A 25,387-nucleotide genomic window follows, 5' to 3' on the forward strand; every position below is an offset into this window, starting at 1 on the left:
AAGTTAAAATGAACAGACCTCTTAGGATAGCTCTTACAAAGGGCAGACTTGAAAAGGATACAGTCGGTCTTTTAGAGAAGATAGGCTATGACTGTACCGCAATAAGAGAAAAGGGAAGAAAGCTTATTCTTCCTGTACCTGACGGAAACCTTGAAGTTGTGCTTGCAAAGGCAAACGACGTTATCACATACGTTGAGCATGGCGTGTGCGATATGGGCGTTGTTGGCAAGGACACTATCATGGAAATGCAGGGCAAGTTCTTTGAGCTTGTTGATATCGGCTTCGGCAGATGTAAATTTGCACTTGCCACAAAGAAAGGCTCAAAGTTCTACGGCGGATTTGATGTCAAGACAGTCGCAACAAAATACCCTAACATCACAAGAAGATTTTTTGAATCAAAGGGAATGGACGTTGACATCATCAAGATAGAAGGCTCAGTTGAGCTTGCACCGCTCCTTGAGCTTGCAGACGGTATCGTTGATATCGTTGAAACAGGCACGACACTTAAAGAAAACGGTCTTGAAGTCATCGAGGACGTTTGCCCTATCTCTGCAAGGCTTATCGTAAATATGGTAAGCATGAAAATGCGCCAGCAGGAGATCGAGAATTTTGTAAAGCTTGTTGAAGAAAATATCGACAAGTAGTTTATATAAACGGAAAGGACAGTATTGAAATGGCTGAAATAAAGAAGATTTTTGTCAACGGCAAAGACGAGGTAGAGTTTTTCAAGCAGCTTGAAAAGAGAAGCGGCGAAACAAATAAGAAGGTCACAGCCGTTGTTAATGAAATAATCGAAACTGTCAGAGAGGGTGGCGATAACGCTGTAAAGGCTTATACAGAAAAGTTTGACGGCAAGCTCCCGGAGTATTATGAAGTTCCAAGAGATGTTATAAACGACGCTCTCACAGAGGCAGATCAGGACTTTGTTGACGCAATGCTCAACGCAGTTGCGAACATCACAGATTTCCACCAAAGACAGAAGTCACAGAGCTTTATAAACGCTAAGGATAACGGCTGTATTCTCGGTCAGAAGGTAAGAGGACTTAACAGAGTTGGTCTTTATGTTCCGGGCGGCACAGCAGCTTATCCGTCAAGCGTGCTTATGAATGCAGTTCCTGCAAAGATAGCAGGCGTTAAGGAGATAATCATGGTAACTCCACCGCTCAAAGATGGCACACCAAATAAGGATATTCTTGTGGCAGCAGCTCTCTGCGGAGTTGACAGAGTGTTCATGAGCGGAGGCGCACAGGCTATCGCTGCCCTTGCTTACGGAACAGAGGAGATACCAAAGGTCGATAAGATAGTAGGCCCTGGAAACATCTATGTTGCAACAGCAAAGAAGCTTCTTTATGGTGTTGTTGATATCGACATGGTGGCAGGTCCGAGCGAGATACTTGTTATGGCTGACGAAAAGGCTAACCCTAAGTTCATTGCCGCAGACCTTATGTCACAGGCTGAGCATGACAAGCTTGCTTCCGCTATCCTTGTTACAACAAGCGAGAGCATTGCAGACAGAACTATCGAAGAGATAAACAGACAGGTGCAGAGCCTTTCAAGAAAAGAGATAATCGAAAGCTCTCTTGAAAATTACGGTGCTATCCTTATCTGCAATACAAAGGACGAAGCTTGCGACCTTGCAAACAGATTTGCTCCTGAGCACCTTGAAGTGCTTTTTGAAAACCCTATGGAGTATCTTGGCAGACTTGATAATGCAGGTTCAATATTCCTTGGTCAGTATGCTTCAGAGCCGCTTGGCGACTACTATGCAGGCCCTAACCACGTTCTTCCAACAAGCGGCACAGCTAGATTCTTCTCACCGCTGTCAGTAAATAGCTTTGAGAAGCGTTCAAGCTTTACATACTATACTGAGGACGCTCTCAGAGAATCAAAGGATGATATCGTTCTTATTGCAGAAAAAGAGGGTCTGACGGCTCACGCAAATGCAATAAAGGTAAGATTTTAAGCGGTAAGGTGATGAAAATGCGTACAGCGGAGATAAAAAGAAAAACTAAGGAAACTGATATAGAGGTGTTCGTGAAGCTTGACGGTGAGGGCAAGGTATCCGTAAACACAGGCATAGGCTTTTTTGACCATATGCTCACAGCCCTTGGAGTACACAGCGGAATAGACATGGACGTTGAGTGCACAGGCGACCTTTATGTTGACGGACACCATACAGTTGAGGACGTTGGCATATGCTTGGGCAAAGCCTTTGCGGAAGCATTGGGCGACAAAGCAGGCATTGCAAGATATGGCTCGGCTTTTGTGCCAATGGACGAAGCGCTGGCATTCTGCTCGTTGGATATAAGCGGCAGACCTTTCCTTGCGTTCAATGCTGAGTTCCATGACGACAGGATAGGTCAGTATGACACCTGCCTGACAGAAGAATTTTTCAGAGCCTTTGCATTCAATTCAGGTATAACACTGCATATCCGTGAGGAGTACGGCAAGAACGACCACCATATTGCAGAAGCAATGTACAAAGCAGTGGCTCACGCTTTGAAGGACGCTGTAAAAATAACAGGAACAGGAGTTTTATCCACCAAAGGAGTGCTTTAAATGATAGCAATAATCGACTACGGTGCAGGCAATATATTCTCTGTAAAAAACGCTCTGGACTATCTTGGATTTGAAAACAAGCTCACAGACAAAAAAGAAGATATCGAAAAAGCCGACGCAATTATACTCCCCGGCGTGGGAGCGTTCCCATGGGCAATGAATATGCTCGGTCTTAGCGGTCTTATCGACACTATCAAGGAGCAGGCTAAAATAAAGCCTTTCCTTGGCATATGCCTTGGAATGCAGCTTCTTTTCGAGAAAAGCTATGAGTTTGAGGAGTGCAAGGGTCTTGGCCTTATCGGCGGCTATGTTGACAAGATAAACGAGCCTGACCTTGTTATCCCACACATGGGCTGGAACAAGCTTGTGTATAACCACGATTGTCCTCTTTTTGACGGCCTGGGCGATGACGAGTATGTCTATTTCGTACACTCATACAAGGCTTTCTGCGATAATAAAAATCTGTATGCCTACTGCGAATACGGCTCAAAAGTCCCTGCGGTGGTATCAGACGGAAGATATATCTTCGGCTGTCAGTTCCACCCTGAGAAGAGTGGAAAGACCGGTCTAAAAATACTTGAAAACTTTGCGAAACTGTCACAGGAGGTAAAATAATATGCTTGCAAAAAGAATTATACCATGCCTTGATGTGCGTGACGGAAAGGTAGTAAAGGGCGTAAATTTCGAGGGCATAAAAGAAGTCGGTGACCCTGTTGAATGTGCATATGAATACAATCTTCAGGGTGCAGACGAGATAGTTTTCTATGACATAACAGCCTCCCACGAGGGCAGAGGAGTTATGCTGGACGTTGTTCGTGAAACAGCAAAAAAGGTATTTGTACCGCTCACTGTTGGAGGCGGCATCAAAACTGTTGACGATATAAGAGATACTCTCCGTGCAGGAGCAGACAAGGTGTCTGTGAACTCTCAGGCAGTGCAGAATCCTCAGCTTATAAAGGACGGCGCAGATATTTTCGGCTGTCAGTGCATCTGCGTTGGCGTTGACGCAAAGAAGGTCGGCGACAACAAGTGGACGGTCTACATCAATGGCGGCAGAGTGGATATGCGAATGGATCTTATCGACTGGGTGAAAAAGTGCGAACAGCTTGGTGCAGGTGAGATATGTCTTAATTCTATCGACACAGACGGTGTAAGGGGCGGTTTTGATCTGCCTATGCTGAAAGCTGTGTGCAGTGCTGTAAAGATACCTGTTATCGCAAGCGGCGGAGCAGGAAAGCTTTCAGACTTTGCGGAAGCTTTCCTTGAAACTGATTGCTCAGCAGCTCTTGCGGCAAGCCTTTTCCATTTCAAAGAGCTGACAGTTCAGCAGGTAAAGGACGATTGCAGGAGCAAGGGAATTATCGTGAGGTGAGCATAATGATTGTTTTCAATATCGTATTTACTTTGTTTATACCAGTGCTTATGGTATTGTGCGGCTATCTGATGTATAAGCATACACCGAAAGATATCAACGGCTTGGTGGGCTATCGCACTGCTATGTCAATGAAAAATCAGGAAACGTGGGATTTTTCCCACAATTATTGCGGACGTCTGTGGGTAAAGGTCGGAGCGGTCATGACGATAATTTCGGCATTGGTCTGTGTTCCATATTTCTTTATGAGCAGCGGCAAGGCGACTGTGATAATGTGCATAGCTGAAGTGATACAGGTGGTAGTTTTGTGCTGGACGATAGTGCCAACAGAACGAGCACTCAAAGATAATTTCGACCAAGACGGCAACAGAAAGGACAAATAATGAACCCAATAAAAGTTGATATAAACGATCTGGACAAATACTTTGTTAAAAGCGAGCTTACACCGGCTATCGCATTTGATGTGGATACAAAAACTGTGCTTATGCTTGCTTATATGAATAAGGAGAGCCTGAAAAAAACACTTGAAACAGGCTATACATGGTATTGGAGCAGATCAAGACAGGAATATTGGAACAAGGGTGCGACCAGCGGTCATTTGCAAAAGGTAGTTTCTATCTATGCGGACTGCGATAACGATACCTTGCTTCTTAACGTAAAGCAGACAGGTGCAGCCTGCCATACAGGCTCGTATAGCTGCTTTTTCAATGAGATATATAATACGGAGGAAGAATAAAATGACAGTTTATCAGGAAATTTTCGAGGTAATAAAACAGCGTAAAGCTGACTATGAAGCAGGCAAGGCGCAGGAGAACAGCTACACAGCTTATCTTTTTGACAAGGGCGTAGACAAGATATGCAAAAAGGTGGGCGAAGAGGCTACAGAAACTGTTATCGCTGCTAAAAACGGTGACAATGACGAGCTGAAAAACGAGATAAACGATCTTCTCTATCACGTTATGGTGCTTGCGGCAAATCAGGGACTTGAGTGGTCTGACGTGGAAAAGGTCCTTGACGAGAGAAACGAAAAGATAGGCAATCTGAAGAAATTTCATCAGGTAGACAAGAACACCTGATTATATGTATCCAAAGGCTCTGTGTTCATGCGCAGGGCTTTTTTTTGCTTTATGAGAGGATTTTCAGAAATTTAAGCACACAAAAGCCTTTTGCCGAATAGAATATAGCGAAGTAAAAAAACTTCCATGATTTGATTTATAGGAGGACTTACTATGAGCGATTTTAACGGCAAACCTTTCAAGGAAGCAATGTGTATCGAAGCAATGCGTGTGTTTGATTCATGCTCGTCACAGGATTGTCTGGAAGATCTTGCGTTTACATTCAGCGAGGCAGACCAGACCGTGATAAACGCTGCGGCGTATATCAAAAGCACTTGTATCGACGTGACAGACGTAAGCTTTGCAATATCTCCGGTGGCATTCAACCACGGCTTTTACGCAGTTGACGTTACTTACACATTCAGGGCGCAGATAGAAGCATATGAAGCGGCAGGCGCAGCTCCGACAGTAGTTTACGGTACCTCATCATTCACAAAAAAAGTTATTCTTTTCGGCAGCGACGGCGGCACACAGAGATTTTCGACCTGCGAAGCCGATCAGATCGTCACCACCTCGCCTACAAGCGGCTGCTCATGCTGTTGCTGCACAGCGGCAATGCCTTGCGCTTCTGTGAGCGTAGCAGCGCCAATGTGTCTTGACGCAAAGCTTGTCGCAGAGCCTGCACCTAGCGAGGAAAAGAACGTTCTTATCACCATCGGACTTTTCGCTATAATCCAGTTGTCAAGACCGGTGCCTATAATGGTGCCTGTATATGATTACTGCGTACCTGGCAAGGAGTGTTCCACAAACAGTGACAGCCCATGCGAGATGTTTGAAAAGATAGCATTCCCGACAGTAGAATTTTTCCCAAGAGGACTTGAAGAACCCCACTGCAAGGAAGAGAATGATACAGAGGATCAGGGCGAAGCTCAGGGATAATATGTGATCTATGGGGGCGGAGTTTTCTGCCCCTTTTTGTTTTGCAAAGCAACCTATTTGGCTCTTCGCTCCCAAAACGCTTGACAAGAAGCCTGAAAAGATTTATAATTAAAGGGAATGTACGAAATGAAATGAGGATATCAATGACTGAGAATTTTTCGGAAATAATAAATGAGGAAACCGCTCCGCAGAAGCTGCTCCAATGGTCTGGTGAATACGAAAGAACTTGCGGTCACAAGCCACTTGCCCTTATCCATTCATACGGCTGTCAGCAGAACGTCAGCGACGGTGAGAAGATAAAAGGTATGCTCTCAAAGGTGGGCTATGAGTTCACATCTGACGTGAACGAGGCTCAGCTTATATTGTATAACACCTGCGCTGTTAGAGAAAATGCCGAGGACAAGGTGTTCGGCAAGCTTGGCGACCTTAAACATCTCAAAGAAAACAATCCCGAGCTTATTATAGGTATCTGCGGCTGTATGGCTCAGCAGAAGCACGTTGCCGAGAAAATAAAAAAGACCTATCGTCAGGTGGATCTTGTTTTCGGAACTTTTGCATACAACGATATGTATAATATGCTGTGGGAGATAATATCAAAGCATGACAGGATTTTCAATCTGTCAGAAAATCATGTTGACATAAACGAGGACTTCTTGCAGCTTCGTGACGATAAGATAAGAGCGTTCGTGCCTATCATGTATGGCTGCAACAATTTCTGCACCTATTGCATAGTGCCTTACGTCAGGGGCAGAGAGCGCAGCAGAAAGCCTGAGTCCGTTATCGCAGAGGTAAAAGCGCTTGTGAAAAACGGCTATAAGGAAATAACACTGCTTGGTCAGAACGTTAATTCATACAGTTATGGTTTTCCTGAGCTTTTGAGAGAGCTTGACAAGATAGAGGGCGATTTCCGCATAAGATTTATGTCAAGCCACCCAAAGGACGCAAGCCATGAGCTTATTGACGCTATACTTGAGTGCAAAAAGGTGTGCAAGCATTTGCATCTTCCTGTGCAGGCAGGCTCAGACAGGATACTAAAGCTTATGAATCGCCGCTATACCACGGCGGATTATCTGAAAATAATCGACTATGCCAGAAGCAAAGACCCTGAGTTTTCATTCACAACAGACCTTATCGTTGGCTTCCCAAGTGAAACATACGAGGAGTTCTGCGAAACTAAGGAGCTTATCAAAAAGGTAAAGTACGATAATATCTATTCTTTTGTGTATTCAAGACGAAGCGGCACAAAGGCTGCCGAAATGGAGGATCACATCTCAGATAAGCAGAAGGGTCTGTGGCTGAGAGAACTGCTTTTGGAGCAGAGAGAGGTGTCAACAGCGTGGCTTTCAAGATTTGTGGGAAGAACTGTAACCGTGCTGCCAACAGGCGAGGGCAGAACCGGCGCTGATTATCTCACAGGCAAGAGCGACGAGGATATGATCGTCGAGGTGAAAGCAGATAAAAAATATATCGGTAAATTCATTCAGGTTCGCATAACAAAAGCAATGAACTGGGCTTTGAGAGGCGAGCTTGTTGAAGATAAATAACAGCGAAAGCTGAATAATATTTAAAGGAGAATTACCATGGATGTAATTGAAATGACAAGAAAGCTTGGACAGGCTATTCAGGAAGACGAGAGATACAAGGCTTATATGGAGGCTTGTTCTATCAATGATACAGATGTTGAGATACAGAACAAAATAGGCGAGTTCAATCAGCTCCGTTCACAGCTCAGCGTTGAGATGCAGAAGCCTGATAAGGACGGCGAGAAGATGACAGCACTTGACACTCAGATCAGAGAGCTTTATGACGAGATCATGGCTATGCCTAAGATGATCGCATTTAACGAAGCTAAAGAAGTTATGGATAAGCTCCTCGGCTCTGTAAACTATATCATCTCAATGGCTGCAAACGGCGAAGATCCAATGACTTGCCCAGAGGAAGCTCCTCATAGCTGTTCAGGAAGCTGCGCATCATGCGGCGGCTGTCACTAATACAGTATCAAAAAACGAATAACAGTCAGGGGGAGCTTATCCCCCGTCTGCCCGAATCCGAAGATACCTTCGGACTGGGGCGGATAATTTCTATGGCGATATGACACCAAAAGTGTTCGTATTGAAAAAAACAAGTAGGGGCGAACAGTGTTCGCCCGCATTTTGAACGCATGAGAATATTGCGGTATGATAAATTTATGAAACGGAGTGAGTTTGAGTGGAAACCAAAGATATAGATTTTTCAAAGCTGTCACCAATGATGAAGCAGTATTTTGAAGTAAAGAACAAATATAAAAACCATATACTGTTCTACAGACTGGGAGATTTTTATGAAATGTTCTTTGATGACGCTATCATTGCGTCAAGAGAGCTTGAACTTACTTTGACAGGTCGTGACTGCGGACTAGAGGAAAGAGCGCCTATGTGCGGTGTGCCTCACCACGCCTGCGACGTTTATCTGAAAAAGCTTATTGAAAAAGGCTACAACGTGGCTATCTGCGAGCAGACCATGGATCCTGCCATGTGCAAGGGCATAGTGCCGAGAGAGGTAATAAGAGTAGTCACCCCCGGTACGCTTATTGAAAGCAGTATGCTTGATGAAACGTCCAACAACTATATCTGTGCATTTTATATGAGAGCCAAGGAAAGCGCATTGTGCCTTGCGGATATTTCCACAGGCGAGGTGCATTTGTTTGAGTTTGAGGGCAAGGAAATGACAAGCTCTGCTATAAATGAGCTGTCGAGATTTTCCCCTGCGGAGATTCTTATAAATGACGCTTTTCTTTCAAATAAAGAGCTTTCAAGCTTCATAAGAGAAAAGCTCAAGACCAGCGTTCAGCTTTTGGAGGAGAACGATTTTTCCCCTGAGATACATACAGAAGAGGTGCTGAAACAGTTTTCCACAAACAGCCTTGAATCTATCGGCGTTAAGCCTGACACAGTTGCAGCATTTGCGGTGTGCGGACTTTTTGCATACATACACGATACACAGAAAGCACTGGTGGGCAGATTTTCCGAGATAATAAAGCATGACGCTGACCCTATCATGACTATCGGCTTCACTGCAAGAAGAAATCTGGAGCTTACAGAAACTCTCAGAAATAAAGAGAAAAAAGGCTCGCTCCTATGGGTGCTTGACCATACCAAAACTTCAATGGGCAAGCGTATGCTCAAGTCCTTCCTTGAACAGCCCCTTGTCAATCCTGCAAAGATAATCGACAGACTTGACGCTGTTGAACAGCTCACAATGAAGCCTGTTGAGCTTGGAGAGCTAAAAGAGATACTGGGAGGAGTCTATGACCTTGAAAGACTCATGACAAGGGTAATGTATAAGACCGCTACCCCTAGAGATCTTAAATCACTGTCGCTGACAGCACTTAAACTCCCTGAGATAAAGGAGCTTCTCAAAGGTTTTGATTCAAAGCTTCTTGCAAACTGCAACAATAAAATATCCACCCTTGAAGCTATCTCAAACCTTGTTGAGAACGCCATTGTTGACGAACCGCCTGTTAATGTCAAGGACGGCAACGTTATCAAAGACGGCTTCAACGAACAGCTTGACGGACTGAGAAATATAATCTCAGGAGGCAAGGGCATAATCGAGGATATCGCAGAGCGTGAAAGAGAAAAAACGGGTATCAAAAATCTGAAAATAGGCTATAACCGAGTTTTCGGATATTATATCGAGGTAACAAAGTCTTACTATGACCTTGTGCCTGATAACTATATAAGAAAACAGACCCTTGCCAACTGCGAGCGTTTTATCACGGACGAGCTTAAAGTCGCAGAGAACACTATCCTCGGTGCAAGCGATAAGATAGTTACTCTTGAGCAGGAGATATTTGCAGAGATAAGAGATTTTGCAGCCACACAGCTTAGACTTGTGCAGGAAACTGCCACAGCAGTGGCACAGATAGACGTGCTTTGCTCATTTGCAACTGCGGCGGTGAACAATAACTATACAAAGCCTGAGATAGCCATTGACGGCATTATAGATATCAAAAACGGCAGACACCCTGTGGTCGAGCTTATGCAGAAAGACGAGGTTTTCGTGCCTAACGACACATATCTTGATCTTACAAGCAACAGAATGGCTGTCATAACAGGTCCGAATATGTCAGGTAAATCCACATATATGCGTCAGGTGGCTCTTATCACCCTTATGGCGCAGATAGGCTGTTTTGTGCCTGCGGACTATGCAAAAATATCTGTGGTCGACCAGATATTCACAAGAATAGGCGCTTCTGACGATCTCACCGCAGGTCAGTCTACTTTCATGGTGGAAATGAGCGAGGTTGCAGATATCGTAAAGCACGCCACCAAGAACAGCCTTGTTATCCTCGACGAGGTGGGCAGAGGTACTTCCACATTTGACGGAATCTCCATTGCAAGGGCAGTGTCGGAGTATATCTCCACAAACAGATCAATGGGCTGTAAGACCTTGTTTGCAACACACTATCACGAGCTTATAAGCCTTGAAAAAGAGCTAGAGGGTGTGAGAAATTTCTCTGTTGCAGTAAAGCGTCAGGGGGATAGTATCAAGTTCCTTAGAAAGATAGTTCCGGGCGGAGTTGACGAAAGCTACGGCATAGAAGTTGCAAAGCTTGCGGGTCTGCCAAACAAGATAATAAACAGAGCCAAAGAGCTTCTCGAACAGCTTGAAGCGGAAAACAAAAAGGCAAGACTTGCCGCTCAGCAGATAGAAAGCGACCAGATATCCTTTGACAAAATAAGCGACAGCATCGTTACCGACAGGCTTAGAAAGACCAACATAGACGAAATGACCGACAACGAGCTTAGAGATTTTGTGAAAGACTTGCTGAGATATGTGTAGGCGGCAGCTGTAAAAAACTGTTCAATAAGGAGAATTTTCATACAGGCGGCTTTTGGAAAGAGCCATAGAAAAGGATAGAAAAATGTCAGAAATAAAAGTTCTGAGCAAGGAAGTTTCCGAGCTTATTGCGGCGGGCGAGGTAATAGACAGACCTGCTTCAATAATAAAGGAGCTTCTTGAAAACGCAATAGACGCAGGTGCGAACGTCATAACAGTTGAGATAAAAAACGGTGGCCGCACCTATATAAGAGTGACGGATAACGGCAAGGGTATCTCAAAAGATGATCTGCCTATAGCCTTTCTTCGTCATGCAACAAGTAAGATATCAGTAAAAAATGACCTTGACAGTATTATGACCCTCGGCTTCAGAGGTGAAGCACTTGCTTCTATCTGTGCCGTATCCAAGGTAGACGTGCTTACGAAACGTCCCGAGGAGGATTACGGCACGCATTACGTTATCGAGGGCGCAGTGGAAAAGACCTGCGAGGAGTGCGGCTGTCCTGACGGCACAACTTTCGTTGTGAGGGATATTTTCTATAATGTTCCTGCAAGACTGAAGTTTCTGAAAAAGGACGTTTCAGAGGGCAATTTTGCCGCAGACCTTGTTACAAAGCTTACCCTTTCACACCCTGAGATATCATTCAAGTTCATCAGGGATAATAAAGTTGAGATATTGACAGCAGGGGACGGCAAGATATATTCCGCGGTTTATTCAGTTTATGGCAGAGATTTTGCAAACTCCATGCTTGAGGTAGATTATACATGGCAGGGTATGCACATAACAGGCTTCACTGTGAAGCCTCTGTCTGCAAAGCCTAACAGACGTTTTCAGAATTTCTTTGTGAACAAAAGATATGTCAAATCAAGGGCTTGTGCGGCGGCACTTGAAGAAGCCTACAGAAATCTTCTTATGACGGGAAAATTCCCGGCTTGTGTGCTTTATATAGATATCCCACCGAACACCATAGATGTGAACGTCCACCCTACTAAAATAGAAGTGCGTTTTTCAGACGAAAAGCTTATGCACGAGGCTGTGTTCTTTGCGGTGAAAAATTCCCTTATGAAGAATGACAGACCTAATGAGATGCACCTTGAAAACAAGCGTAATTTCACCGACAGAGAGCTTTTTGATATACCTAAAAAGGATAACAGCGTTCAGCTTAAATTCGCCATGGAGGATAATAGTCAAAAGCCTGTTGCCTCAAAGGCTGAGATACCTGCCCCAAAGCCGCAGGCAGAGAAACAGTACGATAATTCGTACAGCTATCAAAAGTCTGCACCAACGCTTAAAACTGTGGAGAGCAGGAGCATTACGCCTGAGGAGAAAGAAAAGCTCAGCGGCAGTGACGATATGTTCCTTGCAAGCCTTGAACAGCCTGCAAAGAGAGAAACAGCCGTAACAGCCATTTTAGGTCCAGAGCCGAAGCCTCATAAGGTGACAGTGGAGGAGATAAACAAGGCGATAAGCGAGATGCCTCTCCCCGAAGAGCCGGAGGAGCAGAGCGGAGAAGCTTTCAAGTTTATCGACGCTCAAAGCTTCACAAAGAAAAAGCCTGTTTCCGTTATCGTGGAGGAGAAAGAGCCTGAAAAGCCGAAGCCGGTTGTGGTGGGCGAGCTTTTCAAGACCTATGTTGTGGCACAGGTGGGCGACGAAATGATACTTATGGATAAGCATGCCGCCCATGAGAGATATATTTTCGAGAGGATAAAAAGCGACGCCGAACAGCTTGAAACGCAAATGTTCCTGGAGCCTATTATGGTGTTGCTTTCCTATGACGAGTATGACGCTCTCACCGCAAATCTCGATAAGGTGTCACAGCTTGGCTTTGAGATAGAGCCTGACGTTGCGCCAACTGTTGCAGTAAAGGGCGTGCCTATCATTCTTGGTGACGATAACCCTGCGGATATAATCAGCGAACTTGCAAAGAATTTTATCGAGAATAAACTCAATCCGCAAATAGAGCTTTTTGACGACCTCTACCATTCTATCGCCTGCAAAGCGGCAATAAAGGCGAACGATACCAACAGCGGAATAGAATTGCAGGCGCTCGTGAACGCCGTTTATGGTCAGGAAAATATCAGATATTGCCCTCATGGCAGACCTGTTATGATAACCCTCACCAAAAGAGATATCGAAAAGCAGTTCAGACGAGTTCTATAAAAAATGCAGGAGGCGAAAGCTATGGAAAATAAAATACCTCTCCTTGTCATTGCAGGGCCTACCGCCAGTGGAAAGACCGCCTGCGCAGTGGAGCTTGCAAAGATATATGACGGTGAGATAGTTTCCGCAGACTCTATGCAGATTTATAAAGGTCTGAGCATCGCCACTGCAAAGCCTACCAAAGAGGAAATGCAGGGTGTGCCACATTATCTTATAGATTTTCTCAAGCCTGAGCAGGCTTTTTCCGTGGCAGATTATGTGAAGCTCGCAGGTGAGCGTATCAGAGAGATACACAGCCGTGGCAAGCTTCCTATTCTCTGCGGGGGAACAGGACTATATATAAGCTCACTTGTGAACAACGTGATCTTTGACGATACCGAAACGGACGGCTCAGTCAGAAAACGTCTTGAGGAGGAAGCCAAGACGCTGGGCGGTCACGCTTTGTGGGAAAGGCTCAGAGAGGTCGATCCCGAAACTGCGGAGAAAGTCCATGAGAACAACCTGCCAAGGGTCATACGAGGACTTGAAGTCTTTGAAACTACAGGTATACCGCTTTCACAGCATAAGGTGAACAGCCGTCGTGAGAAGTCGCCATATAACGCCTGCATCATCGGTCTTACAGCTTCCGACAGACAGTATCTCTATGACCGTATAAACCGCCGTGTTGATGTAATGGTGGAAAACGGGCTTATAGAGGAGTGCAGAGCTTTTTATGACAGCTTTACCCCTGCTACAGCTTATCAGGCGATAGGCTATAAGGAGCTCGTGCCGTATTTTGAAGGCAAAGCTGAGCTTTGTGAATGTCTCGACAAAATCAAACAGGAAAGCCGTCATTATGCCAAAAGACAGCTTACTTGGTTTAGACGAGTTGACGGAATTCAGTGGGTGGAAACAGATAAATTTGATAGTTTTCAAAAAATTATAGAAAATATCAAAAATATTATAGCCAAATCGGAAATTATGTGATATAATATAATTTGAAAGATTTTATAGTAAAAAAAGCAATACATTGCTGTAAAAATTTTTAGGAGTGTTATTTATGAATAAGAATCTTAATCTTCAGGACGTTATACTCAACCAGATCAGAAAAGACAAGATAGCGTCTACTTTTATCCTTATGAACGGCTACCAGTTCAAAGGCGTTGTAAAGGGCTTTGACAGCTATGTTGTAGTTCTCGATTGCGAGGGCAAGCAGAACATAGTTTATAAGCATGCTATCTCAACTATCGTTCCGTCAAGATATATCAACGTTCTTGACGCCGCAGGCAATTCAGATATTTAAGAGGGCAGTAAAAAATGAATTCTCTGACCGTTAAAATACTTACCGGTCTGCTTTCTGTGCTGATAATCACAACTATCGGCAGTCAGATATACAGTGCACTTACAGAGCGTCATGACACCGAGGAAGCTGTGCTTGTTACTATCAATGAGGATATTGCTTTTAAGGGCGTTGTAATCAGAGATGAAAAGGTGGTCACCTATGACGGCGGCGGAGTTTTGGATTATACCTATTCCGACGGCAGTAAAATATCTGTTGGCAATACCATAGCGTCAGTTTATTCTTCTGAGGACGCTGTTACAGCGAAAAACAAGATAAAGATACTTGAAAGCGAGATAGCCGCCCTTGAAAGAGCACAAAATCCGGGTACAACGAATTATGTTCAGCCTGAAACGCTCAAAAGCAAGATAGATAAGGAATATAAGGAGCTTCTCTCATATTCTTCTCAGGATAATTTCTCTGAGTTTGCAAAAACAAGAGAGGATATGTCCCTTGTGATGAATATTTATAATATCGTCACAAAGACCGAGAAGAGCTATGACGAGAGGATAAGCCGGCTTCAGGCGAAAGTCAAGGAGCTGGAGGAACAGACCTCAGGCTCAGGAAAAACGATCACTGCTGACGAAACAGGCTATTTTGTTTCCTATGCAGACGGCTATGAGAGCGAGCTTACTATGGAGAACGCTTCCCAGCTCACTGACAAGGATATCCAAAAGGTCATCGACCAGCCTAGTAAGGACGCACCGAACGCCATTGGCAAAATGTTTTCCGACTATTCATGCAGGATAGCAGGGATCATGGAAAACGATAAAAGGATAACAGAGGGCGCATGGCTCAGAATGACGCTCAGTACCACAAAAAACATCTATGACGTTCAGGTGGAGTCTGTTAAGCCTTGTGAGGACGACGAGAACAAGGTGGTCGTCGTGCTTTCCTGTGACAGACTTGACGAAGCTCTTGTTGAGTCAAGAGTGCAGTCTGCAGAGCTTATCTTCGACGAGTATCAGGGTCTTAAAGTTCCAAGAAGTGCGATACGTTTTCAGGGCGATCAGAAGGGCGTTTATGTGATACTTGGCAAGGACGTTACCTTTAAGAAGATCAATGTTATTTACGAGGGCGATGATTATGTGCTCTCTGAAAATACCTCAAACGAGGATTATCTGCTGCTTTACGATCAAATTTTGTTAGAGGTGGTATCAGATGAAGATGTGCAGCAAAGTAGATCAGACAGCAACGCTGTCACCTCAGGATAATTATTTTCCGGAGGTTCTTGAAAACTGTAAGGAAATATGTTATAATGTAGAGAACGCCAAAGCAAAATGGCGTAAGCCTGACGAAGAAGTCAGGATAATGGCTGTCACAAAGACAGTGCCGCCTGAAAAGGTGAATTTCGCCGTGGCTCAGGGCTTTAAGCTGTTGGGCGAAAACAGGGTGCAGGAGTTTCTTTCCAAGAAAGAAGCTTACGATAAAAGTGCAGAAGTGCAGTTTATCGGACATTTGCAGACCAATAAGGTGAAATATATAATCAATGACGTTACTCTGATACAGTCTGTCGATAACCTGAAGCTTGCTCATGAGATAAGCAGACTAGCAGTGAAGAATAATAAAACTATGAACGTCCTTGTGGAAATAAATATAGGCGACGAGGCTACTAAAAGCGGCGTTTCCGCTGAAATGGCTGAGGAGCTTGTAAGACAGACCGCGCAGCTGCCTAACGTTTCCGTAAAGGGTCTTATGGCTATCCCTCCTGTTGGCTCAGGGGAGGACGTTTTTGAAAAAATGCACGGTATTTTCCTGAGGGTGAAAGAGCAGGATATACCGAACGTGTCTATGGATATTCTCTCAATGGGAATGTCTGGGGACTATGAGCTTGCCATAAAGCATGGCTCAAATTTGGTGAGGATCGGAACAAAGCTTTTCGGAGCTAGAAAATATTTGGAGGATTAAAAATGGGTGCAATGCAGAAATTAAAAAATCTCTTTGTAGGCGAAGATGAACTTGAGCAGGAGGACGCAATGTATCAGCAGCCGATGTATGAGAATAAAACAGAATACAACGAAGCACCAAAGAACACAGGTGCATATGGCAATAACGCACGTCCGGTAAGAATGGAGCAAACCACGACCTTGCAGATAGTTCTTGCAAGACCAAACGATTTTTCAGAGGTCAAGTCTATCGGCGGCGATATAAATGAGGGAAAGACAGTTCTTCTCAACCTGGAAACTGTCAAGAGCGAGGACGCAAAGAGAATACTTGACTTTATCTCAGGCGTTGCGTATGCAAATGGTGCAGACATCAAGATGATGGCTCAGAAAACTTTCGCTATCATGCCTAGAAACGTTGGCTTCTCAGGAGTTGACCTTATGAGCGAGCTTGAAAATAACGGCTACAGCTTCTAAAAATGGCTCGTGCTAAATATCAGTTTTTGCCCGATCTGTCTGAGGACGATATCCGTCTGTTAGACAGAGTGTCCGATTGGATAAGGGCGGCTGATGAAAAGTATATGACAAAGTTTTCTGCGTTTCTCGATGAAAGGCAGTGTCTGCTGTGCGAAAAACTCATGGCGTCTGTGAAATATGAGAATTATAGGCTTTGGGGCGGATATGAAAACGCCGCAAGGCGTATGCTGTGCGTCTATCCTGAATATGGCGAGGCAGAAAGTGAGGATTTTCCTATCACCGCAATCACACTGCTGTATCGCAAAGAGGATAAAATAACTCACAGAGATATCCTAGGCTCGCTTATGGGACTAAGAATAACAAGAGACAGCGTTGGCGACATTCTTGTGGGAGAGGGAAAGTCAGCGGTGTTCCTGCGTTCATCTGTTGCAGGTGAGGTGACAAGTGCTCTGACGAAAGTCGGCAGAGCAGGAGTGAAGCTTAGTGAAGGCTATGACGGCAGTATACATATTGAGCAGAAAATTCAGGAAATAAGCGGTACTGTGGCTTCCATGCGTGCAGATTGTATCTTAAGTCTTGCCGCAAGGATATCACGAGAAAAGTCAGCACAGCTTATAAAAAACGTGGGTATTGAAATAGACCATATGCCGAAAAATTCACCGAAAATACTTCTTGAAGAGGGCTGTACATTTTCAGTGAGAGGATACGGAAAATTCAAGCTGCTTTCAGTTGACGGCACAACTAAAAAAGACAGAATACATATAACTTTAAATAAATTTGTGTAAAGATCACGGAGGTCCTAGTATGTTAAATCCAAATAATATTAAAGGAAAAACTTTTGATACCGAGAAAAACGGTTATTCAAAAGAAGACGTAAAAGAATTTCTTGAGCAGGTAGCCGAGGATTATGCCGAAGTCGTAAAGGCAAATCAGGATACCGAAGCTAAGATAATCAAGCTCGTTGAGAAGATAAACGAGTACAGAGAGGACGAGGAAGCTATCCAGCAGGCTCTTGTCGTGGCTCAGAAAGAGTCAAATAAGATACTTACTGAGGCCAAAACTCAGGCTCACGATATGATCGAATCTGCAAAAACAGAGCAGGTAAGACTTGCAGAGCAGAGTGCCTCTGAGTGTGAGAGAATAGTTAAGGAGCATAAGGAAAAGTGTGCTGAGCTTATCAGAACTAATACCGAGATAACAGAAAAGAAGATAAATGAAGTAAGAGCCGCTTATGACGAGGAGCTTGCTAAGTTTGAGAACCTCAAGGCTGAGGTAACTCAGTTCAAGGCTGACCTTACTCAGCTTTATAATAAGCAGATAAGACTTATTATGGAAATTCCTGCGTCCGAGCCTGCCGAGGATACAGCAGAGGAGTATGAGGAAGAAGAAACAGTCGAGGAAACACAGGAAGCTGCAGAGGAGCAGGCAGAGGAAACAGCTGAGCCGGAGGAAACTGTTGAGGCTGAATCTGCACCTGTTACTGATAGTGAGCACGTTGAGAAGATACTTAACACTGGTTCTTTCGACCCTGTTATACCAAAGACAGCTCCTGCTGAGCTTAAATTTGGTAAAAATAATTAATTCAAAGGCTCTGTTTTCCGCAGAGCCTTACTGTTCATAAATGGAGTAGGGAATAGATGTTTGTAATTTCGCTTGTTATCATGGCAGTTCTCGTTGCCGCCGACCAGCTCATAAAGCTTGCCGTGACGAATAACCTGCCGCTGAACGGTCAGCCTGTGGAGGTCATAAAGTTCGGCAGCTTTAAGGTGTTCAGCCTGACCCATATAAGAAACTCAGGAGCAGCATGGAGCATGATGTCAGGAAAGACTTGGTTTCTTATCGGTCTGCCTGTTGTCGTACTGATCGTGGCGGTGATCTATATGTATAAGATACGCAAAGGCTCAAAGCTGGAGCTTGTGTCGCTGGCTATGGTGCTTGCAGGCGGTATCGGCAACCTTATCGACAGAATAAGGGTTAAAGAAGTTGTGGACTACATCAAGTTCGAGCCTATCAATTTCCCTATCTTCAACTTTGCGGATATCTGTATCGTTATCGGCGGAATTTTGTTCGTTATCTGCTTCTGCTTTTTGGACGAAAAGAAAAAGCCGATCCGTGACGATATAAAGGTCAAAGACGAAAATGACAAAGCTTGATTTTATTGCCACTGCCGAGCAAACAGGCGAGCGTATCGACAGATTTCTGTCGGCGCAGAATACAGGTCTTACACGTTCCGCTGTGCAGAAGCTTATCGAGGACGGTGGCGTCACAGTTGGAGGCAAAAAAGTATCGAAAAATTATAAGCTGCATAATGGTGACAGCGTTGAGATAATTATTCCCGACCCTGTGGAGCTTGACGTCAAGCCACAGGATATCCCTGTGGAGATAGTCTATGAGGACAGCGAGCTGCTTGTGGTGAATAAACCTAAAGGCATGGTGGTGCATCCTGCCGCAGGCAATCCCGATGGCACTTTGGTGAACGCATTGCTTTATCATTGTCAGGGCAGGCTTTCTTCAATAAACGGCGTCATTCGCCCTGGGATAGTCCATAGGATAGACAAAAATACAAGCGGTCTGCTGATCGTTGCCAAGACAGACAGCGCACATAACTTTCTTGCGGCTCAGATAAAAGAGCATAGCTTTACAAGAGAGTATGAAGCTGTACTCACAGGCGGTCGCCTAAAGACCCCTACCGGCACAGTTGACGCACCTATCGGCAGAAGCAAATATGACAGAAAGAAAATGTGCGTGACGGAGCAAAACTCCAAGCACGCAGTTACCCATTATGAGGTGCTGGAGGAGTTCGGACAGTGCTCGCTGGTGAAATTCCGCCTTGAAACAGGCCGAACCCACCAGATAAGAGTACATTCCGCCTATATCGGTCACCCTGTCTACGGCGACGATGTTTACGGCAAAGCTGTAAAGGGAATCGAGGGGCAGTGCCTCCACGCAAAGAAAATTGGTTTTATACACCCTGCGACCAAGAAATATATGGAGTTCGACAGCGAATTGCCCGATTATTTTCAGGCGGTGCTGAAAAAACTCAGAGCAGGGAATTGACCCACGGAAGTGATTTTATGTTTGAAGATATATCAAAAGTCCTGCTTATAACGGATATGGACGGAACTTTTCTCCCCGCAAGCAAGATACCTACCCTGAAAACTCTCGCCGCTGTCAAGCGTTTTGAAGAGGCTGGGGGCAGATTCTCTATCGCTACAGGCAGAGCCATTCAGGCGGCTAGACAGTATTTTGACATGGTGAATGTGAATTGTCCTATCATAATGTCAAACGGCGGAATGGTCTACGATATCCATACGAAAGATCAAATATATAACGTCTTTCTGCCAAGCTTTGCGGCGGATATCGTCAAGGAGATACTTGCCGATAATCTTTATGTTGGCTGTGAAGTGCTTACTGTCAACGAGGTCTATGTGCCAAGCATGACCCCTATGGAAAAGCGCCATAACGAGATCTGTAAGCTCATTCCCGTTCAGTGTGCCGTTGACGAGATACCTGACAAGAACTGGTATAAGGTGCTTTTTGCAGTTGAGCCTGAGCGTATGGACGAGCTTATAAACTATGTGGCAAAAAAAGGCTACAAAGGTGTAGATTTTGTGCGTTCAAGTATCGAGTATTACGAGATACTTCCACAGAATATATCAAAAGGTACGGCTCTTGAGGAGCTGAGAAAAGCTTGTGGCATGGAGGATTTTACTTTCGTGGCTGCAGGCGACTATAATAATGATATTGAACTTCTTCAAGCGGCTGACGTGGCATATTGCCCGTCAAATGCGGCAGAGGAGGTCAAAAAGGTTGCGGATAAGGTCTTTGAGCAGTCCTGCGAGGAGGATTTTATTGCCGCAGTCATAGATGAAATTTTTGAAAAACTGAAGAAATAATATTTTTTGGAGGTCAAAAGTATGGACGAAACATTAAAGAAACAGCTTGAGATCACAGCCTGCAAGGTTCGTCTTGGAATACTCGAGGGAGTATTCAACGCAAAGTCGGGTCATCCGGGCGGTTCGCTCTCTATCGCAGATCTGCTCACTTATCTTTATTTTGCCAAGATGAACGTATATCCTGATAAGCCGGAAGAGCCTGAGAGAGATAGACTCGTGCTTTCAAAGGGTCACACAGCACCTGCACTCTATGCAACTCTTGCAGAAAAAGGCTTTTTTCCAAAGGAGGAGTTGAAGTCCCTCAGACATATCGGTGCAATGCTTCAGGGGCACCCTTGTATCTCTATCCCTGGCGTAGATATGTCCTCTGGATCCCTTGGACAGGGCATTTCTGTTGCCTGCGGTATGGCGCTTTCAGGAAAGCTCACAAGCGATACCTATAAGGTGTATACTATCCTTGGCGACGGTGAGATCGAAGAGGGTCAGGTATGGGAGGCTGCAATGTTTGCCGCTCATTATAAGCTTGATAACCTCGTTGCTGTTGTGGATAATAACGGACTTCAGATCGACGGAAAGATAGAGGACGTAATGTCGCCATATCCTATCGTTGACAAGTTTGCAGCATTTGGCTGGCACGTTATCACAGCCGACGCTCACGATTTTGACTCACTTGAAAAAGCATTCAACGAGGCAGAAACAGTATGCGGTCAGCCTTGCGTTATCGTAATGAAGAGTATCAAGGGCAAGGGCGTTTCATTTATGGAAAACAACGTTTCATGGCATGGTTCAGCACCTAACAAGGAGCAGTATGAGCAGGCTGTGGCAGAAATAAACGAACAGCTTAAAAGTCTGGAGGGTTAAGCAATGGCAGAATTGAAGAAGAAAGCTACAAGAGAAAGCTACGGCGAGGCTCTTGCAGAGCTTGGCGATAAGTACGAGAACCTCTATGTTTTTGACGCAGACCTTGCTGCTGCAACAAAAACAGGTATATTCAAGAAGAAATTCCCTGACAGATTTTTTGACTGCGGTATCGCTGAGTCAAATATGATGGGCGTTGCAGCAGGTATGGCTGCAACAGGCAAGATACCATTTGCTTCTACATTTGCAATGTTCGCCGCAGGCAGAGCATTTGAGCAGGTTAGAAACTCTATTGGTTATCCTCACCTCAACGTGAAGATAGGTGCAACACACGCAGGTATCTCTGTAGGCGAAGACGGTGCAACACATCAGTGCAACGAGGATATCGCTCTTATGAGAACTATCCCTGGCATGGTGGTAATAAACCCTGCCGACGACGTTGAAGCAAAGGCTGCCGTTGAAGCCGCTATCCTCCATGAAGGTCCGGTTTATCTCCGTTTCGGCAGACTTGCCACACCTGTTTTCAACGACCCTGAAACATATAAGTTCGAGCTTGGCAAGGGCGTTAAGCTCCGTGACGGCAAGGATATAGCTATCGTTGCAACAGGTCTTATGGTTTATGAAGCTATCGAGGCTGCAAAAACACTGGCAGCCGAGGGTATTGAAGCAACAGTTATCAATATCCACACTATCAAGCCAATCGACGAGGATATCATCGTTGAAGCCGCAAAGAACACAGGACTTCTTCTTACAGTTGAGGAGCATAGCGTTATCGGCGGACTTGGCTCAGCCGTTGCAGACGTTCTTGCAGCAAGACACCCTGCAAAGCTTGTTAAGATCGGCGTTAATGACGAGTTCGGTCACTCAGGCCCGGCAGTTGATCTTCTTAAAGAATATGGCCTCTGCGCAGATAATATCGTTGCAAAGGCAAGAGATGCTGTTAAGGCAAAGTAATAAAAACCCAAAACGGACGGATATCTTCCGTCCGTTTTTTTGTACACAAAAAAGACACGCTTACGACCTCGTAAACGTGTCTTTTCTTATGCTTTTACAGTGCCTGCATGAGTGTCGATAATGTTGTTTATACATATGTAAAGATAAGGCTTAAGCTCGCCAATGTCCACAGGCTCGTTGTAAAGTATGGACGAGTAGCAGGTTGAGCTTACAAGCTCAACTATCATGAATATCATGACCTCAGGCTGAACAATATTATATGGAGCGTCAGCAAGCATAGCGTCATAAATGTTGCGGAAGTCGATGTCATCGTCCTTTATAGGCGACGTAAGAGCGTGCTTGAAAACGCCCCAGCTAAGATTCTTTGCAATAAAAGTCAAAAGCGACTTGTTCTCGTTTAGCTGGTTAATGATGTTGTCAACAATAAAAATAATTCGTTCGTTAAAGGTGAGCTTCTTGCCGCTCGCATTTAATGCCTCGATAGCGTTTCTGAAAAGCTGTGACGACTTGTGAGAAACAAGCTTGTTTCTTATGTCATATTTGTCTTTGAAATAAAGATAAAACGTCCCTTTCGCCACACCAGCGTTGTTCACAATGTCTGAAATAGAGGTCTTGCTCACTCCCTTGGTGGTAAAAAGACTAAAAGCCGTGTTAAGCAGAGAGTCCTCCTTTACCTTTTTGTTGGTATCAAGCTTGCCCATTTTAACACGTCCTTCCTTATTATAATATATACAATTTGTATGTCACACATACACAGGTTTACTGTGGTTGACCCTAAATCTATTATAATACAAAACCGTCTCAAAGTCAACTGAGCAAAATGACCAATAGTCAGTTATGACCGTTGGTCATTTTGTGCAACTCTACAAAAAGAATGACTAATGGTCATTTCGCTATTGACTGTTGGTCATTTTTGATGTATACTATGAATTGTTAAAAGACCGAAAGGTCAAAAACTATGTGAAGGGAATGACATTTGATGCAGAAATTTGGCAGAGGAGTTGTAAAGCTCCGAGTACCGATACTCATAGTCAGCGTTCTGCTGCTGATACCGTCAATATTCGGATTTGTCAGCACAAGAATAAACTATGATATTCTTTCATACCTCCCGTCAGACATTGAAACCATGAAAGGTCAGGATATAATGCTTGACGAGTTCGGCAAGGGTGGCTTTTCGCTGGTAATGCTTGACGGCATGGACGACAAGGACGTTGAAAAGGTCAAGGAGAAGATCGAAAAGGTAGACCACGTTTGCGATGTTCTCTGGTATGACACCTTGGCAGACGTTTCACTTCCAAAGGAAGTTCTTCCTGATGATATTTACGATTTCTTCAATACAGATAACTCCACAATGATGGCTGTCTTTTTTGACGAAGCGACCTCCGCTGACGGCTCACTTGAAGCTGTCAAGGAGATAAGAAGCATCGCAGGCGAGCAGTGCTTTGTAAGCGGTATGTCGTCAGTCGTTGAGGATATCAAGGATCTGACAATGCAGGAAGCTCCGATGTACGTTGTCATCGCAGTAATACTTACAAGTATCATACTTGCACTTACAATGGATTCGTTCCTTATCCCACTGTTCTTTATGCTCAGCGTGGGCATGGCGATAATCTATAACATGGGAACGAACTTCATACAAGGCGAAATATCGTTCATCACCGAAGCTCTGGCAGCCGTGCTTCAGCTTGCGGTAACGATAGACTACTCGATCTTCCTGTGGCACAGCTACAAAGAGGAGAAAGAAAAGCACCCTGGTGACAACAAAGAGGCTATGGCAGTCGCCATCGGCAAAACAATCACCTCAGTTGTTTCAAGCTCCATAACAACAGTTGCAGGCTTCCTTGCACTTTGCTTCATGAGCTACGAGCTTGGTATGGACATGGGTATCGTAATGGCAAAGGGCGTTGTTATTGGCGTTATCTGCTGCATAACTGTTCTCCCGTCAATGATACTTGTCTTCGATAAGGCACTTGAAAAAACAATGCACAAAGACCTTGTTCCAAGCCTTGAAAAGCCTGCAAAGTTCATTATCAAGCACCATGCAGCATTTATCGTACTCTTTATAGTTGTACTTATCCCTGCCGTGTATGGTCAGATAAACACCAATGTCTACTATAACCTGACAGATACTCTTCCAAAGGATCTCAACAGTGTTATCGCAAACACAAAGCTAGATGAGGAATACAACATGGCAACGACCCATATGCTCCTGGTTGACGCTGATATGAAGCCAAAGGAAGTAAACTCTATGCTCGACGAAATGGGCAAGGTTGATGGTGTAAGCTTCTCAATGTCACTGGATACTCTTATCGGTCCGTCTATCCCTCGAGAGATAGTTCCTGATTCAGTAACAAAAATACTCAAAAGCGACAAATGGCAGCTCATGCTGGTCGGCTCTGAATATAAGGTAGCTTCTGATGAAGAGAATGCCCAGATAGATGAGCTTAGCAAGATACTTAAATCCTACGATAAGGACGGAATGCTTATCGGTGAGGCGGCGGCAACAAAAGACCTTATCGACATAACAGATCATGACTTCAAGGTAGTAAATATAGTTTCTATCGCCGCTATCTTTATCATCATTCTTATTGCACTGCGTTCAGTTTCACTGCCTATCATTCTGGTAGCCGTTATCGAATTTGCTATCACAGTAAACATGGGTGTTCCGTGCTTTACGAATACCACCATACCGTTCATAGCGTCGGTAGTAATCGGTACTATCCAGCTTGGTGCAACAGTTGACTATGCTATCCTTATGACAACAAGATATAAGACCGAGCGTAACGCAGGCAAGGATAAGCATGAAGCTGTCACTATCGCACTCACCACTTCAATGAAGTCTATCATGGTCAGTGCACTTGGCTTCTTCGCTTCAACATTCGGCGTTGGCGTATATTCAAGCGTAGATATGATCTCACAGCTTTGTACGCTCATGTCAAGAGGTGCAATAATCAGTATGATAACTGTTATCTGCATACTTCCTTCAATGCTTATGCTGTTCGATAAGGTAATAATCAATACAACAATGGGCATGAAGAAAAAAGAAAATAAGCTTTATAAGCTTCCTGAAATAAACTAATTCGTAAAGGAG

Annotated in this window: 27 protein-coding genes; 26 read left to right on the forward strand and 1 reads right to left on the reverse strand. The window is 44.5% G+C overall.

Annotated elements, in window-relative coordinates; translation table 11 throughout:
* Positions 1–8: 8 nt before the first annotated feature.
* The 25 genes from hisG to KQH97_RS06960 all read left to right on the forward strand — a co-directional run bounded on the left by hisG (position 9) and on the right by KQH97_RS06960 (position 22,296).
* Complete coding sequence (gene hisG, locus KQH97_RS06840) at positions 9–644, forward strand: ATP phosphoribosyltransferase (RefSeq protein WP_117856590.1); 636 nt, start codon at positions 9–11, stop codon at positions 642–644.
* A 29-nt stretch (positions 645–673) separates the two neighbouring features.
* Positions 674–1,963 carry a histidinol dehydrogenase gene (gene hisD / locus KQH97_RS06845; RefSeq protein ID WP_216553609.1) on the forward strand — a complete coding sequence of 430 codons (1,290 nt, stop codon included), beginning with the start codon at positions 674–676 and terminating at the stop codon, positions 1,961–1,963.
* Positions 1,964–1,980: 17 nt separating this feature from the next.
* Complete coding sequence (hisB, locus tag KQH97_RS06850; protein WP_022287382.1) at positions 1,981–2,559, forward strand: imidazoleglycerol-phosphate dehydratase HisB; 579 nt, start codon at positions 1,981–1,983, stop codon at positions 2,557–2,559.
* Positions 2,560–3,174, forward strand: a complete 615-nt coding sequence (hisH, locus tag KQH97_RS06855) for an imidazole glycerol phosphate synthase subunit HisH (protein WP_117939607.1) — start codon at positions 2,560–2,562, stop codon at positions 3,172–3,174.
* Between the two features lies 1 nt (position 3,175).
* A complete protein-coding gene (gene hisF, locus KQH97_RS06860; RefSeq protein WP_117891457.1) occupies positions 3,176–3,931 on the forward strand; it encodes an imidazole glycerol phosphate synthase subunit HisF in 756 nt (251 codons plus the stop codon).
* Between the two features lie 5 nt (positions 3,932–3,936).
* Entirely contained in the window at positions 3,937–4,314 is a 378-nt protein-coding gene (locus KQH97_RS06865) for an SdpI family protein (protein WP_216553610.1), read from the forward strand.
* Positions 4,314–4,667: a phosphoribosyl-AMP cyclohydrolase gene (gene hisI, locus KQH97_RS06870; RefSeq protein WP_117863226.1), complete on the forward strand. Its 354-nt coding sequence runs from the start codon at positions 4,314–4,316 to the stop codon at positions 4,665–4,667. The genes KQH97_RS06865 and hisI overlap by 1 nt, the downstream gene beginning before the upstream one ends.
* Before the next feature lies 1 nt (position 4,668).
* Positions 4,669–5,007, forward strand: a complete 339-nt coding sequence (gene hisE / locus KQH97_RS06875) for a phosphoribosyl-ATP diphosphatase (protein WP_022287377.1) — start codon at positions 4,669–4,671, stop codon at positions 5,005–5,007.
* A 153-nt stretch (positions 5,008–5,160) separates the two neighbouring features.
* Entirely contained in the window at positions 5,161–5,925 is a 765-nt protein-coding gene (locus KQH97_RS06880; RefSeq protein ID WP_216553611.1) for a hypothetical protein, read from the forward strand.
* A 143-nt stretch (positions 5,926–6,068) separates the two neighbouring features.
* On the forward strand, positions 6,069–7,469 hold the full coding sequence (gene miaB / locus KQH97_RS06885) for a tRNA (N6-isopentenyl adenosine(37)-C2)-methylthiotransferase MiaB (protein WP_022287375.1): 1,401 nt from the start codon (positions 6,069–6,071) through the stop codon (positions 7,467–7,469).
* 36 nt (positions 7,470–7,505) lie between these two features.
* The gene (locus KQH97_RS06890) at positions 7,506–7,916 is read left to right on the forward strand and encodes a YlbF family regulator (protein ID WP_022287374.1); all 411 of its coding nucleotides are present in this window, start codon (positions 7,506–7,508) and stop codon (positions 7,914–7,916) included.
* A gap of 217 nt (positions 7,917–8,133) precedes the next feature.
* Positions 8,134–10,749 carry a DNA mismatch repair protein MutS gene (mutS, locus tag KQH97_RS06895; protein WP_216553612.1) on the forward strand — a complete coding sequence of 872 codons (2,616 nt, stop codon included), beginning with the start codon at positions 8,134–8,136 and terminating at the stop codon, positions 10,747–10,749.
* A gap of 82 nt (positions 10,750–10,831) precedes the next feature.
* A complete protein-coding gene (mutL, locus tag KQH97_RS06900; protein WP_216553613.1) occupies positions 10,832–12,910 on the forward strand; it encodes a DNA mismatch repair endonuclease MutL in 2,079 nt (692 codons plus the stop codon).
* A 21-nt stretch (positions 12,911–12,931) separates the two neighbouring features.
* Positions 12,932–13,876 (forward strand): tRNA (adenosine(37)-N6)-dimethylallyltransferase MiaA, encoded by a 945-nt coding sequence (gene miaA, locus KQH97_RS06905; RefSeq protein ID WP_216553614.1) that lies wholly within the window; start codon positions 12,932–12,934, stop codon positions 13,874–13,876.
* 73 nt (positions 13,877–13,949) lie between these two features.
* Complete coding sequence (gene hfq, locus KQH97_RS06910) at positions 13,950–14,192, forward strand: RNA chaperone Hfq (protein ID WP_022287370.1); 243 nt, start codon at positions 13,950–13,952, stop codon at positions 14,190–14,192.
* Positions 14,193–14,206: 14 nt separating this feature from the next.
* Positions 14,207–15,442, forward strand: a complete 1,236-nt coding sequence (locus tag KQH97_RS06915) for an HlyD family efflux transporter periplasmic adaptor subunit (RefSeq protein WP_216553615.1) — start codon at positions 14,207–14,209, stop codon at positions 15,440–15,442.
* Positions 15,390–16,136 carry a YggS family pyridoxal phosphate-dependent enzyme gene (locus KQH97_RS06920; RefSeq protein ID WP_242992020.1) on the forward strand — a complete coding sequence of 249 codons (747 nt, stop codon included), beginning with the start codon at positions 15,390–15,392 and terminating at the stop codon, positions 16,134–16,136. Before KQH97_RS06915 ends, KQH97_RS06920 begins: the two co-directional genes overlap by 53 nt.
* Positions 16,137–16,138: 2 nt before the next feature.
* Entirely contained in the window at positions 16,139–16,588 is a 450-nt protein-coding gene (locus KQH97_RS08685; RefSeq protein ID WP_242989556.1) for a cell division protein SepF, read from the forward strand.
* 2 nt (positions 16,589–16,590) lie between these two features.
* Complete coding sequence (locus tag KQH97_RS06930) at positions 16,591–17,373, forward strand: RNA-binding protein (RefSeq protein ID WP_216553616.1); 783 nt, start codon at positions 16,591–16,593, stop codon at positions 17,371–17,373.
* 19 nt (positions 17,374–17,392) lie between these two features.
* On the forward strand, positions 17,393–18,169 hold the full coding sequence (locus KQH97_RS06935; RefSeq protein WP_117896661.1) for a DivIVA domain-containing protein: 777 nt from the start codon (positions 17,393–17,395) through the stop codon (positions 18,167–18,169).
* Positions 18,170–18,225: 56 nt separating this feature from the next.
* Entirely contained in the window at positions 18,226–18,741 is a 516-nt protein-coding gene (gene lspA / locus KQH97_RS06940) for a signal peptidase II (RefSeq protein WP_046440859.1), read from the forward strand.
* Positions 18,728–19,645: an RluA family pseudouridine synthase gene (locus KQH97_RS06945; protein ID WP_216553617.1), complete on the forward strand. Its 918-nt coding sequence runs from the start codon at positions 18,728–18,730 to the stop codon at positions 19,643–19,645. The genes lspA and KQH97_RS06945 overlap by 14 nt, the downstream gene beginning before the upstream one ends.
* Before the next feature lie 17 nt (positions 19,646–19,662).
* On the forward strand, positions 19,663–20,484 hold the full coding sequence (locus tag KQH97_RS06950) for a Cof-type HAD-IIB family hydrolase (RefSeq protein WP_118161700.1): 822 nt from the start codon (positions 19,663–19,665) through the stop codon (positions 20,482–20,484).
* Between the two features lie 21 nt (positions 20,485–20,505).
* On the forward strand, positions 20,506–21,345 hold the full coding sequence (locus tag KQH97_RS06955; RefSeq protein WP_022287361.1) for a transketolase: 840 nt from the start codon (positions 20,506–20,508) through the stop codon (positions 21,343–21,345).
* A gap of 3 nt (positions 21,346–21,348) precedes the next feature.
* On the forward strand, positions 21,349–22,296 hold the full coding sequence (locus KQH97_RS06960; RefSeq protein WP_117896659.1) for a transketolase family protein: 948 nt from the start codon (positions 21,349–21,351) through the stop codon (positions 22,294–22,296).
* 86 nt (positions 22,297–22,382) lie between these two features.
* Here the strand turns inward: KQH97_RS06960 and KQH97_RS06965 are convergent, their stop codons facing one another.
* Positions 22,383–22,997, reverse strand: coding sequence for a TetR/AcrR family transcriptional regulator (locus tag KQH97_RS06965; protein WP_117856574.1), 615 nt, complete (start codon positions 22,995–22,997; stop codon positions 22,383–22,385).
* A 278-nt stretch (positions 22,998–23,275) separates the two neighbouring features.
* On the opposite strand from KQH97_RS06965, the gene KQH97_RS06970 reads away from it, so the two are divergent.
* Entirely contained in the window at positions 23,276–25,375 is a 2,100-nt protein-coding gene (locus KQH97_RS06970; RefSeq protein ID WP_117939118.1) for an RND family transporter, read from the forward strand.
* Positions 25,376–25,387 lie beyond the last annotated feature (12 nt).

The organism is Ruminococcus sp. MSJ-25, from assembly GCF_018917825.1.
GTDB lineage: Bacteria > Bacillota > Clostridia > Oscillospirales > Ruminococcaceae > Hominimerdicola > Hominimerdicola aceti.

Excerpts from the sequence above, each read along its gene's own strand:
- hisG (WP_117856590.1), top strand. The coding sequence starts at position 9 with ATGAACAGACCTCTTAGGATAGCTCTTACAAAGGGCAGACTTGAAAAG.
- hisD (WP_216553609.1), top strand. The coding sequence starts at position 674 with ATGGCTGAAATAAAGAAGATTTTTGTCAACGGCAAAGACGAGGTAGAG.
- hisB (WP_022287382.1), top strand. The coding sequence starts at position 1,981 with ATGCGTACAGCGGAGATAAAAAGAAAAACTAAGGAAACTGATATAGAG.
- hisH (WP_117939607.1), top strand. The coding sequence starts at position 2,560 with ATGATAGCAATAATCGACTACGGTGCAGGCAATATATTCTCTGTAAAA.
- hisF (WP_117891457.1), top strand. The coding sequence starts at position 3,176 with ATGCTTGCAAAAAGAATTATACCATGCCTTGATGTGCGTGACGGAAAG.
- KQH97_RS06865 (WP_216553610.1), top strand. The coding sequence starts at position 3,937 with ATGATTGTTTTCAATATCGTATTTACTTTGTTTATACCAGTGCTTATG.
- hisI (WP_117863226.1), top strand. The coding sequence starts at position 4,314 with ATGAACCCAATAAAAGTTGATATAAACGATCTGGACAAATACTTTGTT.
- hisE (WP_022287377.1), top strand. The coding sequence starts at position 4,669 with ATGACAGTTTATCAGGAAATTTTCGAGGTAATAAAACAGCGTAAAGCT.
- KQH97_RS06880 (WP_216553611.1), top strand. The coding sequence starts at position 5,161 with ATGAGCGATTTTAACGGCAAACCTTTCAAGGAAGCAATGTGTATCGAA.
- miaB (WP_022287375.1), top strand. The coding sequence starts at position 6,069 with ATGACTGAGAATTTTTCGGAAATAATAAATGAGGAAACCGCTCCGCAG.
- KQH97_RS06890 (WP_022287374.1), top strand. The coding sequence starts at position 7,506 with ATGGATGTAATTGAAATGACAAGAAAGCTTGGACAGGCTATTCAGGAA.
- mutL (WP_216553613.1), top strand. The coding sequence starts at position 10,832 with ATGTCAGAAATAAAAGTTCTGAGCAAGGAAGTTTCCGAGCTTATTGCG.
- miaA (WP_216553614.1), top strand. The coding sequence starts at position 12,932 with ATGGAAAATAAAATACCTCTCCTTGTCATTGCAGGGCCTACCGCCAGT.
- hfq (WP_022287370.1), top strand. The coding sequence starts at position 13,950 with ATGAATAAGAATCTTAATCTTCAGGACGTTATACTCAACCAGATCAGA.
- KQH97_RS06915 (WP_216553615.1), top strand. The coding sequence starts at position 14,207 with ATGAATTCTCTGACCGTTAAAATACTTACCGGTCTGCTTTCTGTGCTG.
- KQH97_RS06920 (WP_242992020.1), top strand. The coding sequence starts at position 15,390 with ATGAAGATGTGCAGCAAAGTAGATCAGACAGCAACGCTGTCACCTCAG.
- KQH97_RS08685 (WP_242989556.1), top strand. The coding sequence starts at position 16,139 with ATGGGTGCAATGCAGAAATTAAAAAATCTCTTTGTAGGCGAAGATGAA.
- KQH97_RS06930 (WP_216553616.1), top strand. The coding sequence starts at position 16,591 with ATGGCTCGTGCTAAATATCAGTTTTTGCCCGATCTGTCTGAGGACGAT.
- KQH97_RS06935 (WP_117896661.1), top strand. The coding sequence starts at position 17,393 with ATGTTAAATCCAAATAATATTAAAGGAAAAACTTTTGATACCGAGAAA.
- lspA (WP_046440859.1), top strand. The coding sequence starts at position 18,226 with ATGTTTGTAATTTCGCTTGTTATCATGGCAGTTCTCGTTGCCGCCGAC.
- KQH97_RS06945 (WP_216553617.1), top strand. The coding sequence starts at position 18,728 with ATGACAAAGCTTGATTTTATTGCCACTGCCGAGCAAACAGGCGAGCGT.
- KQH97_RS06950 (WP_118161700.1), top strand. The coding sequence starts at position 19,663 with ATGTTTGAAGATATATCAAAAGTCCTGCTTATAACGGATATGGACGGA.
- KQH97_RS06955 (WP_022287361.1), top strand. The coding sequence starts at position 20,506 with ATGGACGAAACATTAAAGAAACAGCTTGAGATCACAGCCTGCAAGGTT.
- KQH97_RS06960 (WP_117896659.1), top strand. The coding sequence starts at position 21,349 with ATGGCAGAATTGAAGAAGAAAGCTACAAGAGAAAGCTACGGCGAGGCT.
- KQH97_RS06965 (WP_117856574.1), bottom strand. The coding sequence starts at position 22,997 with ATGGGCAAGCTTGATACCAACAAAAAGGTAAAGGAGGACTCTCTGCTT.
- KQH97_RS06970 (WP_117939118.1), top strand. The coding sequence starts at position 23,276 with ATGCAGAAATTTGGCAGAGGAGTTGTAAAGCTCCGAGTACCGATACTC.